The organism is Nostoc sp. UHCC 0252, assembly GCF_034931145.1.
Lineage (GTDB): Bacteria > Cyanobacteriota > Cyanobacteriia > Cyanobacteriales > Nostocaceae > Nostoc.
Genome location: NZ_JAYGHE010000001.1, coordinates 144,658 through 158,628, shown reverse-complemented (window position 1 = coordinate 158,628; position 13,971 = coordinate 144,658). Strand labels below are relative to the sequence as shown.

Below are 13,971 nucleotides of genomic sequence, written 5' to 3'. Positions count from 1 at the left end.
GCATTAGTTATTATTTCTCCCTCATCTCCCCACTCCCTACAAAAAACAAATCAAGGTCTTAATATCACGAACAAAAAACAGACTAATAATAAACCTAATAGCAACAGCAAAGCCTGATTGCGTTTTACCCAAGTTTTCACAGTTACAGCAAAACTGTTAGTGTAACCCTGCTGTTTTAACTCTAACTTTGTCTCTTCAATATTTTGGTAGAGGGTACAATCTTTGGCGTAAGGACGCTGAGGAAAATTGCAAGTATCATCAGCGTGATAGGTGCAAGTGTCGCACAGATACCCGCCCCCAGTGGCGCGGTGCAATGGAATACCGGGATGACCGTAAGCTTTGAGTGTAGTCCGGCAATAGGGACAACTAATAGCTTGACTATCAACGAGTTGATGGCAGTGGGGACAAGATACAGTAGCCAAAACCTTTAGCGCGAATAGGTAAACACTTTGATTCTACCCATTTACAAGGATAATGGGTAAATACATAGTACCTTATTAATTTTGAGTATAGCTAGCTCTCGTAATCGCTTATTTTATCAGCAAAAGTACTAACTTTTGTTTAAATTTTTTAAGTGATTTATATCACTCAAAACAATTAAGGCTATGGCATAATCTAGCAAATATAAGGTTTTGTCCCAAGTCCAATAATTATTTAGAGGTAGAAAAATATTGCCTTTTAATCCTGAGCTATGCCGTAACGAAAGCGAAGTTGAAAGCAAACTCATAGTGCAATATTTGCTACCACAGCTAGGTTATACTCCTGACACCTGGCATCAAGAGGTTGCCGTTGGTAGCATCCGCTTAGATTTTTTAGCATTTGCCGCACAGGTGATTCCTTTTGTCTTAGATGCCAATTCGCCATTGAGTGTTGTCATGGAGGCAAAGCATCCCAAACAAAACTTAAATAATCATGTCCTCCGACTCAGGCATTATTTAACCAGTTTGAATGTCAGATACGGATTACTGACTAATGGCAAAGAGATTAGAATTTATCAAAAATTACATACTGATATTCAGTTAATATTTCAATGTTCTGGGAAAGAAGTTGAAACGAAATTAGAAAATATTAAAGATTTAATTGGTAGAGAAAGTCTGAAAGAAGGAGAGTTAGTAGATAAACCAGAAGTTCAAATAAAAAATAATTTAAGTTTCGAAACAAAGAGGCAACATTCAATGAAAACAATTGCAATCTACCACAATAAAGGCGGCGTTGGTAAAACTACTGTTGCAGTCAATCTTGCAGCAGCATTGAGTAAAAAAGGTAAAAGGGTACTGTTAATTGATATAGATTCCCAAGCAAATACTACTTTTGCGACAGGATTAATCAAATTTCAATTTGATGAAGATGATGATTTACGAGACTCTAATATCTATCATTTATTAGAGTCAGGTGATTTTTATTTAATACCCGATGTCACTCGAAAATCACATTACTTTAACAATCCTGAATTAGATGTTATTCCTGCACATATTAATTTAATAGAAGGACAGTATAAACTTAATCAAATTGATGCTAGTAAGACTAGGTTAGTTACGAAATTAAAAAAAGTAGAGCAAGAATATGACATTGTTATTATTGATACACCTCCATCCAGAGATTTATATGCAAAAGTTGCACTTGTCGCTGCTGATTACCTGATAATTCCTTCAGATTTAAAACCATTTGCAAATCAAGGATTATTAAGTGTCAAAAACTTTATTGTAGAAGTTAATGAATTTAGAGAAATGATAGGAAAATCACACATTATATTGATGGGTATCCTAGCTTCAAAAATATCTACTAATTCTAAATTTTTACAATATACTTTTCCTAAACAAAGGAGCGTAATTTCAGAACGTTACGATCTGCCTTTGATGGAAGCAGTGATTTATGATAGAACCGTGCTATCTGAATGCATGAATCAGACTATAACAGTTGGAGATTTAGAATATCCTGATCCCAAATCTGTTGTTAAATATGCAGAAGAAGTAAAATCAGATGCTCAAAAATCTGCTATGGAATTTGAAATTCTAGCAGATGAAGTTTTAATAGGAATAGGATTAAATAAATGATGAATTTCTCTTTAGTAGATGTAAAAAGTATTACTTCTAACGAACCTCGATCAAATTTTTCAGAGGCTGACTTAGAAAATCTTGCAGACATAATTATAGAAACTGGAGGAATTATCAGACCATTGGTTGTAAAAGTGACGGGAGTAGAGAGTTATACGGTAGTTGATGGACATTTTGAATATTATGCTGCTGTCAGGGCGCGAGAAAAAAATCCTCGGCAAGCTGAAATGGTTAATGCCTTTGTTATCGCTCCAAAATTAGAGGATTTAGTACTAAAGCAAGTTGCATCTCTCCAAAGAATTGATTCTTCTGCTGGACAAGTAAGACCACAACCTGAAACAACAAAATTAGAACCGCGTTTAGCAAATTTAGAATTACGTCTTGAGAAGCAATTAAATGAATTTAAGTCAGAATTTATACAAGAAAGACAGAGAATAGAAAATCAGTTCAAGCAACTTGAAAACCTTATTCCCCAAAAGGGTGAACAGAGTAATCCACTTAGTTTGTTAAACTCTTTAGATAAAGACGAATTATCTATAAAATTACAACGCGCTAGAATTCCTAACGCAGAAAAACTCGCTAAAGCTATAGAAGATGCTCGACATAAAAAGCCAAAGCAAAAATTTGAAGATTATCGTGATGTAGTAAAATCTGTTAAAAACTTGGCTGAAAAAAGAATTTTGACTATTATTGATGAGTGGTCGAGAAGTTAGTAATTAGTAAAATAAGTTCTTCGCAACTACTAGCAGCGCGGCAAGCTTAAAATATTTGGTTCAAAAAACCTAAAAAGTCCTAAACAAAACTATTCTATGATTACTCAACCCAACAAATTAAGCTTGCCGCGCTACTACATTGAGAAGTTTTATTACAAGTAATCACCCGAACTTGATATGAGTCACCAATGCGCTAATCTTCTATAATCTGGATTTCATCAAGTTGATTAATCACCACATCCGCACCTCGCACATTATCTGACTGACCTACCCAAGTGATACCAATACAACCTGCGGCTTTGGCATTACGCGCCATTTGCATATCACCAACTGCATCACCCACCATTAAGGTAGCGCCTGGTTCAACTTCCAAAGCTTGGCAAGCTTGCAAAAATAGCACTGGATCTGGTTTACTCGGCCCCTCATCAACTCCCATTTCCAACTCGATATAATCACTTAATTGGTGATGCGCGACAAATTTATTCACTTCATCGGTTGTTGCAGCTGAGAGGATACCGAGTTTCAACCCCCCTTCCCGTAAATATTTCAACAATTCTAAGCTACCCACAAATAGCGGTGAAGGAGTTTTTTCAATGTATTTCTCCGCTTCATCCAAAGCTTGACGGGCTATTTTTAGGGATTCAAACCATCCTTTTCCCGTTTCGGCAATATATGCCGCAGCTGCAACTTCTGTTTCGCGGCGACTCGCTACCGATATCAAACCCGCCGGATCTAGAAAATTGCCATTGATGCCAAATGCCATTAATAGAGGTTCCCCAGTTCCAGGGATTTGGGCATCTATTAATCTTGTTGCCTTTTGTGCTAGCGATCGCAAATAAGTTTCAGAATCTTCTAAAGTACCGTTTTTGTCAAACAAAATTGCCTGGATATTATCAAAAATGATATTTCTACATTTAATAGTCGCCACAACATTTGCCTCACTTATTTAATTAATATTCCTAACTCCTTGTACAGAGGCGATGAATCGCGTCTCTTCCCAATTTTCCACATAAAAAAAGAGGGAAAAACCCTCTTTATACAATGATTTAATACTCTTACTTAAAAACAAGTAAAACTATAAAATGTATTATTCTTCAATAGCTGCTGGAATTTGTTCTTCAGTTTCCGTTGCTGCTGGAATCTCTTCTTGAATTTCCGTTGCTGCTGGAATTTGTTCTTCAGTTTCCGTTGCTGCTGGAATCTCTTCTTGCATTTCCGCAACTACTGGAGTTTCTTCCTCAATTTCTGCTGCTGCTGGAATCTCGTCATCAAGTTCTGTTGCTGGTGGAATATCTTCTTCTGCTAAAACATCCGCAGGTGCAGCAGCCGCAGCAGTAGCACCTTGTTGCTTGGCTAGCAGTTGTTCACGATACTTAGCAGCCATTTCTTCTGCCTTATCGTAAACCAAATCCCGGTTTTTAATCATGTCGCCGGGTTCGGGTTCTAGCTGCTTGGTAGATAGGGAAATCCGACCCCTTTCCGCATCCAAGTCAATGATCATAACTTTCACTTCATCATTGACATTGAACACACTATGAGGTGTATCAATATGTTCGTGAGAAATTTCAGAAATGTGTAGTAGACCACTCACGCCGCCGATATCGATGAAAGCACCGTAGGGTTTGATCCCACGAACTGTACCAATTACTACTTCGCCGACTTCTAGGCGGTTCATCTTCCGCTCAACCAGCGCCCGACGATGAGATAGAACTAAGCGGTTACGTTCTTCATCAACCTCTAGGAATTTCAATGGTAGTTCTTCGCCTACCAATTCTTCTTTAGGTTTGCGAGTACTGATATGAGAACCGGGGATAAAGCCACGTAATCCTTCAATCCGTACCAATGCACCACCGCGATTAGTTGCAAACACGCCAGAACGGACGGTAGCATCTTCTGCTTGCAGTTGTCGCACACGCTCCCAAGCCCGCATATATTCAATACGGCGAATGGAAAGGGTTAATTGCCCATCTTCGTTTTCATCGGTAAGGATGAAAAATTCTCGCGTTTCGTTTGACTGTAAGACTTCTTCCGGGCTATCAACCCGGTTAATAGACATTTCTTGTATAGGTATATATGCTGCGGTTTTAGCACCAATGTCAATCAGAGCGCCGCGCGGCTCTATACTGAAAACTGTTCCTGGGACAACATCCCCAGGGCTAAAATGATAATCGTATTTGTCAAGTAGAGCAGCGAAATCTTCGTGAGTGAATCCAATTTCTGTAGCGGTTAAATTCTGATTGACCATGCTGATTTGTTCCTGGTTCTAGTCTCCGTAAAGGTTGTGTGACAGGCGTAGTGCAGTATGCAAGCAGTTCTATGGCAGCTTACACAAAACATCCTTTTTCATCCTAGCGCAGAAAAGCTAGTATTAACACATATCTACTCCCAAGATTGGAAATTATATCACAATATTAAAATGATTAGTCATTGGTCATTGGTCATTTGTCATTGGTAAAGGACAAAGGACAAACATAATAATATCCGTTGCTACTAAGTATGGTAGCAACGGATATTAACTTCTTTAAATCAAGTTAAAGGTCTGGTAAATAGGATCTACTTATCTTTTGGTTTCTCAAAGCGAGGGGGTTCTCGAAATGCGATCGCAAAAAAGATAGTACCTATACACAGAGTAAAAATCAAGATGTACGCAACGCTTTCCATATTATTAGTTCCTGCCTATCCAGCTAGTAATGAGGGATTAGGGACTGGGTACTGGGTATTAGGGATTGGGAAAACTTTTTCCTTGTCCCCAGTCCCCAGTTCCCAGTCCCCAGTCTCTTAGAGAGCTTCTTTCCGGCGGGTTGATTTGTCACCCACTTTCTGGAACAGACCCCACTCAACTTGTTCTTCTAGATCGGCGTCAACACCGGCAAATACGTCTCGGTAGATTGTCCGAGAGCCGTGCCAGAGATGACCAAAGAAGAACAGCAGAGCAAATACGGCATGTCCAAAGGTAAACCAACCTCTAGGACTTGTGCGGAATACACCATCAGAGTTCAAGGTCTCCCGGTCAAATTCAAAGATTTCGCCGCCTTGAGCTTTACGGGCATACTTCTTCACATCAGCTGGTTCTGTAAAGGTTTTACCATTCAGATTGCCACCATAGAAGCTGACAGTGACACCAGTTTGCTCGAAGCTATACTTAGATTCTGCCCGACGGAATGGAATGTCAGCGCGGATAACTCCATCAGCATCGGTCAAAATCACTGGGAAGGTTTCAAAGAAGTTGGGGAGACGACGCACGGTCAATTCCCGTCCTTCGGAATCTTTGAATACGGCGTGACCTTGCCAAGATTGAGCAATGCCATCACCCTTCACCATCGGCCCTGTACGGAATAGACCGCCTTTAGCGGGACTATTACCGACGTAATCATAGAAAGCCAGCTTTTCGGGAATCTGCGACCAAGCTTGGTCAAGGGTTGCACCTTGAGCAACGTCAGTTTGGACGCGGCGCTGAATTTCTTGACGGAAGTAGCTTTGATCCCATTGATAGCGGGTAGGGCCAAACAATTCGATGGGTGTGGCGGCGTTACCGTACCACATAGTACCAGCAACAACGAAAGCAGCGAAGAAAACTGCTGCAATACTGCTAGAAAGTACTGTTTCAATGTTCCCCATCCGTAGGGCTTTATAGAGCCGTTCAGGGGGTCTGACTGTCAGGTGGAATAAGCCTGCAATAATACCAACAACACCAGCAGCAATGTGGTGAGCCGCAATGCCACCAGGGTTATATGGGTTAAAACCATCAGGGCCCCATTCTGGTGCTACTGCTTGTGCAGCGCCAGTTATTCCATAAGCATCAGAAACCCATATTCCCGGCCCAAATAGCCCGGTGACGTGAAAAGCACCAAAGCCAAAACAAAGTAAACCAGATAAGAACAGGTGAATGCCAAACATTTTTGGCAAGTCTAGAGCAGGTTCACCAGTGCGGGGATCTCTAAAGAGTTCCAAATCCCAGTAAACCCAGTGCCATACAGCAGCTAGGAATAAAAGACCGGAAAGAACGATGTGAGCCGCAGCAACGCCTTCAAATGACCAAAACCCAGGATCAGTTGCTGGGCCACCAGTAACGTTCCAACCACCCCAAGATTGGGTAACGCCCAAACGCGACATGAAGGGTAGGACGAACATCCCTTGCCGCCACATGGGATTGAGAATCGGATCGCTAGGGTCAAAAACAGCTAGTTCGTAGAGTGCCATCGAACCAGCCCAGCCTGCTACTAAGGCTGTGTGCATCAGGTGTACAGAAATCAGCCGTCCTGGATCATTCAGAACGACTGTATGTACTCGGTACCAGGGTAGTCCCATCGACTACGCTCCTCCTCGATGAGTTAGTTTACAAAGCAATTTTCTTACTGAGATTCTAAGAAACGAAATTCGCCACTCAGAAAACTCCCTCTTGTTTTTTGTTATTGCCAGAGCCATAGTACTACCACAGTTAGTCTTATAAATCAGACAGTGTGGGAGATGAGGCAATGCTTACTCGCTTCGGGAGGTTTACCTTGTAGGGTAGCCACCGCCAAGCAAAAAATGAGAATGTTTTAAAAAGTGTAACTATTGATGGAATTGTTTGCAAGCGTGTAAATTGATGCGATCGCGTAGCATCTCAGAGTTTTTTCGCTACCAATCGCTGTCGGTGATTAAATTTGCTTATCTTTTCCTTAAGTGGGGAGTGGAGAGTGGGGGAACAAGAATAATTATGTTGTTATGTTACTTGGCCTATTCCCTACTCCCCACTATCTACTGAACCACCAACTGGATATTTTGCAGTTGACACTTAGCCTCAGCTGTGTTTAAGCGTTCAATTACTTGTTCGGCACTCATCAGACGCTTGAGTACTACTTGACCGATGGTAGTACTGGCTGTGTCTGGTATTGTAGGTTTCACTTCTACAGTTAAAATGGCTTCTTCAACTCGATAAAGCCATAGCAATTCGTTCTCTTCCACTAAACAGATATTCATTCGCTGAATATCTGGTTGCCGTCGCCATGCAGTTACTTGCCAGAGTCCATCTGATGCCCATACTCTTGTAACTGCCCATCCCTCAGATAGAAAGAAATACTTCACGCTCTTAGTCTCACTATTAAACTTTCAATCTGCTGTTTACGATATCGTATATTGTTTGTTAATTATGTATAACTAATGTAATGATATTTAAAAAGGAGATTGTTTAGATTTCTTATCCGATTTTTAATGAAAAAATTTGTTATTTATAAATAAATGCAACTTAGCATAGGAATAACAAGATAGTTTCTAATTTACTCTTTTTCTAATTTTAAAATTAGTAATAAAAATATTTGTATATACTTTAGTTAAAAAATAACGAAAATAATATGAATCCTTTAGGAAATTAGGAACAAACGTATCAACTCACCATTTAGATATCCTGGTGACAACTTTTATTCTCGTAATTTGGTTTTTAATCATATTCTTTCTCACTCCTATTATGCTGAACCTTTTGCAGGGGGTGGGTCTATCTTTTTTGTAAAAGATAAAGCAAATAATAATTGGCTTAATTATATTGATGAATTATTAATAAATACCTTTAATAGAACCGGCGATCAAAAAAATGGAAAAAGTAAGCAAGATAACTTTAAAGGCGAACGATATAAGGGAAAAGAAATTTTTATATTAAACTACTGTGCGTCTACATAAGAATCATGGTTATGGCTATTGTTGTCGTAAGTAATGACACATAATTTATCTATTTGAGCAAAATCTGCTATAAAAAAGTATGTAAATTAGTGAGTAATTGTAAAAATTCCTATAAAACTAGCAAAAATATAGTACAATCACTGACTTCTGATTACATAAAATTTAACTGTATGACTTGGTTTTCCTTGTCCGTAAAACGGTGGGGTCGGATTACACAATTCCTATCTTTGTTCTCTCTATGTTTATTTTTAGTTATTAGTTGCGCTCCCCGTCCGCAGCCTCCTACGCCACCATCGGGTTCTGTAAATAGCCCTACAGGTGATGGTCGTATTACTATAGGCACAACAGCAAAGCCGAGAACCCTTGATCCGGCTGATACTTATGAGTTAGCATCTTTGGGCTTGGTGTTTAATATGAGCGATCGCCTCTACACCTACGAACCAGGAAGCACAGAAATTAAGCCCCAGCTAGCAACAGCATTACCGAAAGTCAGTCAAGATGCCTTAACTTATACCATCCCCTTACGTCAGGGAGTGGTTTTTCACGATGGGACTCCTTTCAACGCCCAAGCAATGGCGTTTACTATCAACCGCTTTATTCAAAATAAAGGAAAACCTTCGTTCTTACTCGGTGATGTAGTAGATTCCGTGAAAACTACAGGCGAGTATGAGTTAACCATTAAGCTGAAAAAGCCCTTTGCAGCTTTTCCCTCACTGCTAGCGTTTCCTGGGGTATGTGCGCTTTCACCAAAAGCTTACGAACTTGGTGCAGGTAAATTCAAGCCGAATACCTTTGTGGGGACTGGCCCTTATAAGTTAGCGCAGTATGGTACTGATTCAATCCGATTTGATGCCTTTGATAAATATTGGGGAGAAAAACCAGCTAACAAGGGTGTTAACCTCCAAATTCAAACTAGTCCGGTTAATTTGTTTAATGCTTTCCGTACAGGCGCGATTGATGTAGCTTATCTGTCGCTACAGCCAGATCAAAATCGCAGCTTGGAAGAAGGTGGTAAAAAAGGGAATTGGCAAGCGATCGCAGCTGAAGGTAGTGTAGTAAGTTATCTGGTATTGAACCGGAATCAAAAGCCTTTAGATAAATTAGAGGTTAGACAAGCGATCGCGTCAATAATTGACCGTCCACTTTTAAATGAGCGGGCGTTACTTGGTCAAGCAGATCCGCTTTATAGCATGATTCCGACGACGTTTAATGTTTCCCAGCCATTATTTAAAGATGCTTATGGCGATGCTAACTTTGAGCAAGCTAAAAAATTGTTAACTACTGCTGGTTTTTCTAAAGAAAATCCGGCAAAAGTCCAAATTTGGTATCCTTCTAGTTCGCCTACTCGTAGTTTGGCAGCACAGACACTCAAATCTCTTGTAGATGTCAAAATGGATGGAATACTGCAATTTGAAGTTACCCAAGCGGAAGGGCCAGCCTTCTTTAAAGACATTTCCAAGGGATTATATCCAGGAGCTTTACTTGATTGGTATCCAGACTTTTTAGACCCAGATAATTACGTCCAGCCATTTTTGACTTGTGATAAAGGTTCAGTTGCTAAAGGGTGCGAAGATGGAGCCAGTCAAACTCAGGGTTCGTTCTACTATAGCGAAGCCATGAATAAACTAATTGATCAACAACGCAAAGAACTAAATCCCGAAGCGCGTCAGAAAATTTTTGCAGAAATTCAAAAGCTAGTAATTGCTGATGTACCTTACGTTCCTTTATGGCAAAGCAAAGACTATGTGTTTGCCCAAAAAGGTGTGAGTAGCGTCCAACTTAACCCAACCCAAATTCTGGTTTACCAGAAAATTAAGAAGTAGTCATTAGTCCTCTGTCATTTGTCATTTGTAAAAATATAAATGACAAATGACAAATAACAAATAACTAAAATATGTCTCGTTCTAAAGCTTTACAATATTACATAGTTTCTCGGTTGCTGCTCGCACCACTTCAGCTATTAACAATTATCACCATTGTCTTTCTTTTACTAAGGGCAACCCCAGGAGATCCAGCAGATGCAATTCTTGGTGGACGTGCGCCAGAAGCAGCTAAAGAAGAATTGCGGAAACAATTAGGTTTAAACTTTCCTTTGTGGCTACAGTACCTTAATTATTTGGGAAGTATACTGCGTTTCGACTTGGGAACGTCTTTAATGAGTCGCGGACAGAATGTTTGGGACATAATTGGGCAATACTTCCCCGCAACGGTGGAGTTAGCAGTATGTAGTATGGCGGTTGCACTCATCGTCGGAATTGCAGTTGGTACTCTTTCTGCTTCTCGTCCTGGGACATATTTCGATGTTGGTGGACGCTTGTTTGGGATTATCACCTACGCGCTCCCCATGTTTTGGGCGGGAATGCTTTTGCAGTTGATTTTCTCAGTCCAACTGGGTTGGTTTCCCAATTCCAACCGCTTTCCGCCTAATCTTCCGGCTCCCACTACCGTGACTGGATTGTATACAATTGATAGCTTACTCGGTGGAAATTTCACCCAGTTTTTTACATCTTTGCACCATCTTGCCCTACCAAGTCTCACACTAGGAATTCTGCTGAGTGGAATTTTTGAACGAATTGTGCGAGTGAATTTAAAACAAACCTTGCAAGCCGATTATGTAGAAGCCGCTAGAGCCAGAGGTATTGGTGAAAATAAGATTTTAGCCTCCCATGCCTTAAAGAATGCTCTAATCCCAGTAATTACAGTGTTGGGGTTAACTTTTGCCTCTTTGTTGGGTGGGGCGATTTTGACAGAGGTAACATTTTCTTGGCCTGGGTTGGCGAATCGACTGTATCAAGCGATCGCAGATCGTGATTATCCCACAGTCCAGGGAGTGCTAGTCTTTTTTGGTGCGATCGTTGTGAGTGCCAGCATTTTAATTGATATTTTAAATGCTTATGTAGATCCGCGAATTCGATATTAAGCTGTTTGACATTTTGTTAACCTTCTTGAGAAATACCACTGGCTAAAATCCCCAGAATTTTATTCACATCTTTGAGATAATATTCGCTTAAATCAATGGTCAATGTTTGTTCTTCTAGTTTCAGGAATTGCCAAATACTGCCCGTTGTAACTGCGCCATAAATTGTTTTAATCTTAGTTGCAGCTTGCTCATTAAAGATTTGGGCTGCAACCATTTCTGCTGCACACTGACCCAAACCTCCATTAATATTCTCTTTTTTAGCTTCTACAACTGTAATTACTGGTGCTGTCAAAATGAGAATTTCTGGAGATTTAGTAATAATAAAATCGCAAGTGCCGTTTAATCCTTTGCTATTATCGACAGTAAAATCTACTCCAGAAAATAAACTAACTTGTTCGTGTAATTGTCGGCGTAAATCAACTAAGATGGGAGCAATAATTAGCTCAGAGCGAGCTTTTTCACTATTACTGCCTAAAGTAATATCCAGGTTATAATTGAGTGTTTCTACAAGTAAATCACTTGCCGTTAATTCAGAAACACCAGCGAAAATATTACGTTTTTCTAATGTGCTTAAACTAAAGTCTTGTTTTGCTTTAGCTAAACTAAACTCGCTGTAAGCCATAAAACTATTACTTTCTTTTGCTTTTAAATAGAAGACTGAAATTACCGTCCAACGTCTAAGTTAAAGTAGAAACTATTTTCGACAATTCTGTTGCCGCCAACATATTTGATAATGGGTATGCTAACTCGGTGCTGTCCTGGTTCAAGCATCCAAGTTTGTTGAAAATTACCAATACTATGACAAGCAGCATTAATCGGGAAGTTACTAGGAGTGGAAAGTCCATTTTTATAACTCTCAACTCCATTTGGAAACAGATAAACTTTTACTTCTACTCGATTGACCGAAGCCTTAGATGGTATGCAATAGGTTAGATTTGATAATCTTAGAGTATCTCCGGCTTTTAAAGGTATGCGATCGCTATTTTTTACTTGCTGAGGTTCGTTGCTATTAAACTGCACTGTAAGATTATCAACGCATACTTTAGCCACAGTAACTTTATCACACGTTGTAGAAGTGGCGGTGACAGAGGATGACTCTAGAGGAGATTTCTTCCCAAGCCTCATTATGTCAGGCACTCCGGCAGCTAATATGGCGGCGGTGGCAGCGATAAGAGCAAGTGCAAGCTGTTGTCTAAAAGTTGTCATTTCTCAAACTCCTCAACTTTTGTGCTGTAACACCATCATCACTTGAGACACAGGCTCTATAGGTAGGCGCTAGTAGGGAGTTTGAGTGATTAAATTGTTGTAAGGGAAAGTAGGCAAATGTAGCTTTGTAGGGTAAAGTATTACGCTAATAGCTAATTTGAAAATTTACTCTGCCAGTTCAAGTCAGCCGAATGAACTCAAAAGAAGCATTGGAATTCATTAATAATATGTTTGTACAAAAGAATAAGCAAGTCTTAAATGACTTGGAAACCAGCCTATTTTTAGGAATGTGGCAGCATAAAAGTTACAAAGATATTGCTAGTCAGGTTGATTACAGCGAACAACATTTGAGAGAGGCAGGTGCAAACTTATGCAAAAAGATTACAGAAGAGATAGGAATAAAAGTTAGTAAGAGAAATTTTAACAATCCAATAGAACATCAATATCAACAGCTTTATGCACAAGTTTTATCTTTACAAAAATCAATTGTAGAACCAACTAATCTAGCTCAACAAGATAAATCAGAGCCTACTTCCCTGCCACAGCAAAATTATAATCCTTTTATTCCCCTACAAGGCAGAGTAAATCCGCAGCAATTCTTTGCACGAGAACGAGAAATGCGACGCATATTTGAAGCATTTAACAGTGGTAGTAGTATTGCTCTTATAGGCAAGAAGGGTCTCGGTAAATCCTCTCTGCTATGGAGAATTTGCCAACAAGTGAAAACTTTTGTTGAATCGCCTTGTCAAGCAGTATTTTTAGACTTGAATTTGGTTAATGATGAAGATGACTTCTACAGTGCTTTGTGTAACGAAATTGGTATTCCTAACAGTAAAGGCTATATGCTAGTCCGCAATTTACGAAATTGTAGAGTTATTCTAGCTACAGATAATGTAGGCAATATCACCTCAAAAGGCTTTTCTCGTCATGTGTTTGAACAACTGCGCGGTTTAGCTGAGGGGAGTGATCCTTTTTTCCGGTTGATTCTTGCTGCTCGTGTACCATTGAATGAATTGTTTAACGATAATCACAATCAAGGTAAGACATCACCATTAGAAGGTATTTGTCAAGAGGAAAATATTGAACCTTGGGACGAAAATACTGCCCGTGCTTTTATTGCATCTCGTCTGAGTATGACTTCTGTAAGTTTTACTAGGGAAGAAATAAACCAACTTGTACAAAAAAGCGACGGTCATCCCCAGCGATTGATGCAACTCTGCCATCAAACTTATGCCCAATATGTAGAATATCTACAATGAGTCAAAACCACTCTGTTCCTCGCTTAAACTTAGCTCCTAATCTTAGACAACCTTTGTCTTTATGGAATCCGTTGGACTATTTGCGGCTACTGTATTGGGTGTTTTTCTTTCCGCAAGCTTTGCAGTGGTACGTGGATACCTTCAGAAGTCAACAACGTTATAAT

Annotated in this window: 14 protein-coding genes; 6 read left to right on the top strand and 8 right to left on the bottom strand. The window is 39.7% G+C overall.

What is annotated here, in order from left to right; all coding sequences use genetic code 11:
• Positions 1-50 precede the first annotated feature (50 nt).
• The gene (locus VB732_RS00595) at positions 51-422 is read right to left on the bottom strand and encodes a zinc ribbon domain-containing protein (RefSeq protein WP_323228875.1); all 372 of its coding nucleotides are present in this window, start codon (positions 420-422) and stop codon (positions 51-53) included.
• 249 nt (positions 423-671) lie between these two features.
• Between VB732_RS00595 and VB732_RS00590 the strand changes: the two genes are divergently transcribed.
• Both VB732_RS00590 and VB732_RS00585 read left to right on the top strand, forming a co-directional pair.
• On the top strand, positions 672-2,054 hold the full coding sequence (locus VB732_RS00590; RefSeq protein WP_323228874.1) for an AAA family ATPase: 1,383 nt from the start codon (positions 672-674) through the stop codon (positions 2,052-2,054).
• Positions 2,051-2,767, top strand: a complete 717-nt coding sequence (locus VB732_RS00585) for a chromosome partitioning protein ParB (RefSeq protein WP_323228873.1) — start codon at positions 2,051-2,053, stop codon at positions 2,765-2,767. The genes VB732_RS00590 and VB732_RS00585 overlap by 4 nt, the downstream gene beginning before the upstream one ends.
• A 193-nt stretch (positions 2,768-2,960) precedes the next feature.
• On the opposite strand, the gene VB732_RS00580 is transcribed toward VB732_RS00585, so the two are convergent.
• The 5 genes from VB732_RS00580 to VB732_RS00560 form a co-directional block, all read right to left on the bottom strand.
• Positions 2,961-3,695: an HAD family hydrolase gene (locus VB732_RS00580; protein WP_323228872.1), complete on the bottom strand. Its 735-nt coding sequence runs from the start codon at positions 3,693-3,695 to the stop codon at positions 2,961-2,963.
• Between the two features lie 159 nt (positions 3,696-3,854).
• Positions 3,855-5,012, bottom strand: a complete 1,158-nt coding sequence (locus VB732_RS00575; protein WP_323228871.1) for a 30S ribosomal protein S1 — start codon at positions 5,010-5,012, stop codon at positions 3,855-3,857.
• Between the two features lie 308 nt (positions 5,013-5,320).
• Entirely contained in the window at positions 5,321-5,428 is a 108-nt protein-coding gene (locus VB732_RS00570; RefSeq protein WP_012409025.1) for a photosystem II reaction center protein T, read from the bottom strand.
• Positions 5,429-5,545: 117 nt separating this feature from the next.
• Positions 5,546-7,075: a photosystem II chlorophyll-binding protein CP47 gene (gene psbB, locus VB732_RS00565; RefSeq protein WP_323228870.1), complete on the bottom strand. Its 1,530-nt coding sequence runs from the start codon at positions 7,073-7,075 to the stop codon at positions 5,546-5,548.
• A gap of 432 nt (positions 7,076-7,507) precedes the next feature.
• Positions 7,508-7,834, bottom strand: coding sequence for a hypothetical protein (locus tag VB732_RS00560; protein WP_323228869.1), 327 nt, complete (start codon positions 7,832-7,834; stop codon positions 7,508-7,510).
• Positions 7,835-8,179: 345 nt separating this feature from the next.
• Between VB732_RS00560 and VB732_RS00555 the strand changes: the two genes are divergently transcribed.
• The 3 genes from VB732_RS00555 to VB732_RS00545 all read left to right on the top strand — a co-directional run bounded on the left by VB732_RS00555 (position 8,180) and on the right by VB732_RS00545 (position 11,342).
• Positions 8,180-8,422: a hypothetical protein gene (locus tag VB732_RS00555; protein ID WP_323228868.1), complete on the top strand. Its 243-nt coding sequence runs from the start codon at positions 8,180-8,182 to the stop codon at positions 8,420-8,422.
• A 170-nt stretch (positions 8,423-8,592) separates the two neighbouring features.
• Positions 8,593-10,245 (top strand): ABC transporter substrate-binding protein, encoded by a 1,653-nt coding sequence (locus VB732_RS00550; RefSeq protein WP_323228867.1) that lies wholly within the window; start codon positions 8,593-8,595, stop codon positions 10,243-10,245.
• A gap of 71 nt (positions 10,246-10,316) precedes the next feature.
• Positions 10,317-11,342 (top strand): ABC transporter permease, encoded by a 1,026-nt coding sequence (locus VB732_RS00545; protein ID WP_323228866.1) that lies wholly within the window; start codon positions 10,317-10,319, stop codon positions 11,340-11,342.
• A gap of 16 nt (positions 11,343-11,358) precedes the next feature.
• Here VB732_RS00545 and VB732_RS00540 read toward each other — a convergent pair whose 3' ends face one another.
• Both VB732_RS00540 and VB732_RS00535 read right to left on the bottom strand, forming a co-directional pair.
• Complete coding sequence (locus VB732_RS00540) at positions 11,359-11,964, bottom strand: hypothetical protein (protein ID WP_323228865.1); 606 nt, start codon at positions 11,962-11,964, stop codon at positions 11,359-11,361.
• 41 nt (positions 11,965-12,005) lie between these two features.
• Positions 12,006-12,548 (bottom strand): hypothetical protein, encoded by a 543-nt coding sequence (locus VB732_RS00535; RefSeq protein ID WP_323228864.1) that lies wholly within the window; start codon positions 12,546-12,548, stop codon positions 12,006-12,008.
• A gap of 191 nt (positions 12,549-12,739) precedes the next feature.
• Here VB732_RS00535 and VB732_RS00530 point away from each other — a divergent pair, with 191 nt between their 5' ends.
• Positions 12,740-13,807, top strand: a complete 1,068-nt coding sequence (locus tag VB732_RS00530) for an ATP-binding protein (RefSeq protein WP_323228863.1) — start codon at positions 12,740-12,742, stop codon at positions 13,805-13,807.
• Positions 13,808-13,971 lie beyond the last annotated feature (164 nt).

Excerpts from the sequence above, each read along its gene's own strand:
- VB732_RS00585 (WP_323228873.1), top strand. The coding sequence starts at position 2,051 with ATGATGAATTTCTCTTTAGTAGATGTAAAAAGTATTACTTCTAACGAA.
- VB732_RS00575 (WP_323228871.1), bottom strand. The coding sequence starts at position 5,012 with ATGGTCAATCAGAATTTAACCGCTACAGAAATTGGATTCACTCACGAA.
- VB732_RS00570 (WP_012409025.1), bottom strand. The coding sequence starts at position 5,428 with ATGGAAAGCGTTGCGTACATCTTGATTTTTACTCTGTGTATAGGTACT.
- psbB (WP_323228870.1), bottom strand. The coding sequence starts at position 7,075 with ATGGGACTACCCTGGTACCGAGTACATACAGTCGTTCTGAATGATCCA.
- VB732_RS00550 (WP_323228867.1), top strand. The coding sequence starts at position 8,593 with ATGACTTGGTTTTCCTTGTCCGTAAAACGGTGGGGTCGGATTACACAA.
- VB732_RS00545 (WP_323228866.1), top strand. The coding sequence starts at position 10,317 with ATGTCTCGTTCTAAAGCTTTACAATATTACATAGTTTCTCGGTTGCTG.
- VB732_RS00540 (WP_323228865.1), bottom strand. The coding sequence starts at position 11,964 with ATGGCTTACAGCGAGTTTAGTTTAGCTAAAGCAAAACAAGACTTTAGT.
- VB732_RS00535 (WP_323228864.1), bottom strand. The coding sequence starts at position 12,548 with ATGACAACTTTTAGACAACAGCTTGCACTTGCTCTTATCGCTGCCACC.
- VB732_RS00530 (WP_323228863.1), top strand. The coding sequence starts at position 12,740 with ATGAACTCAAAAGAAGCATTGGAATTCATTAATAATATGTTTGTACAA.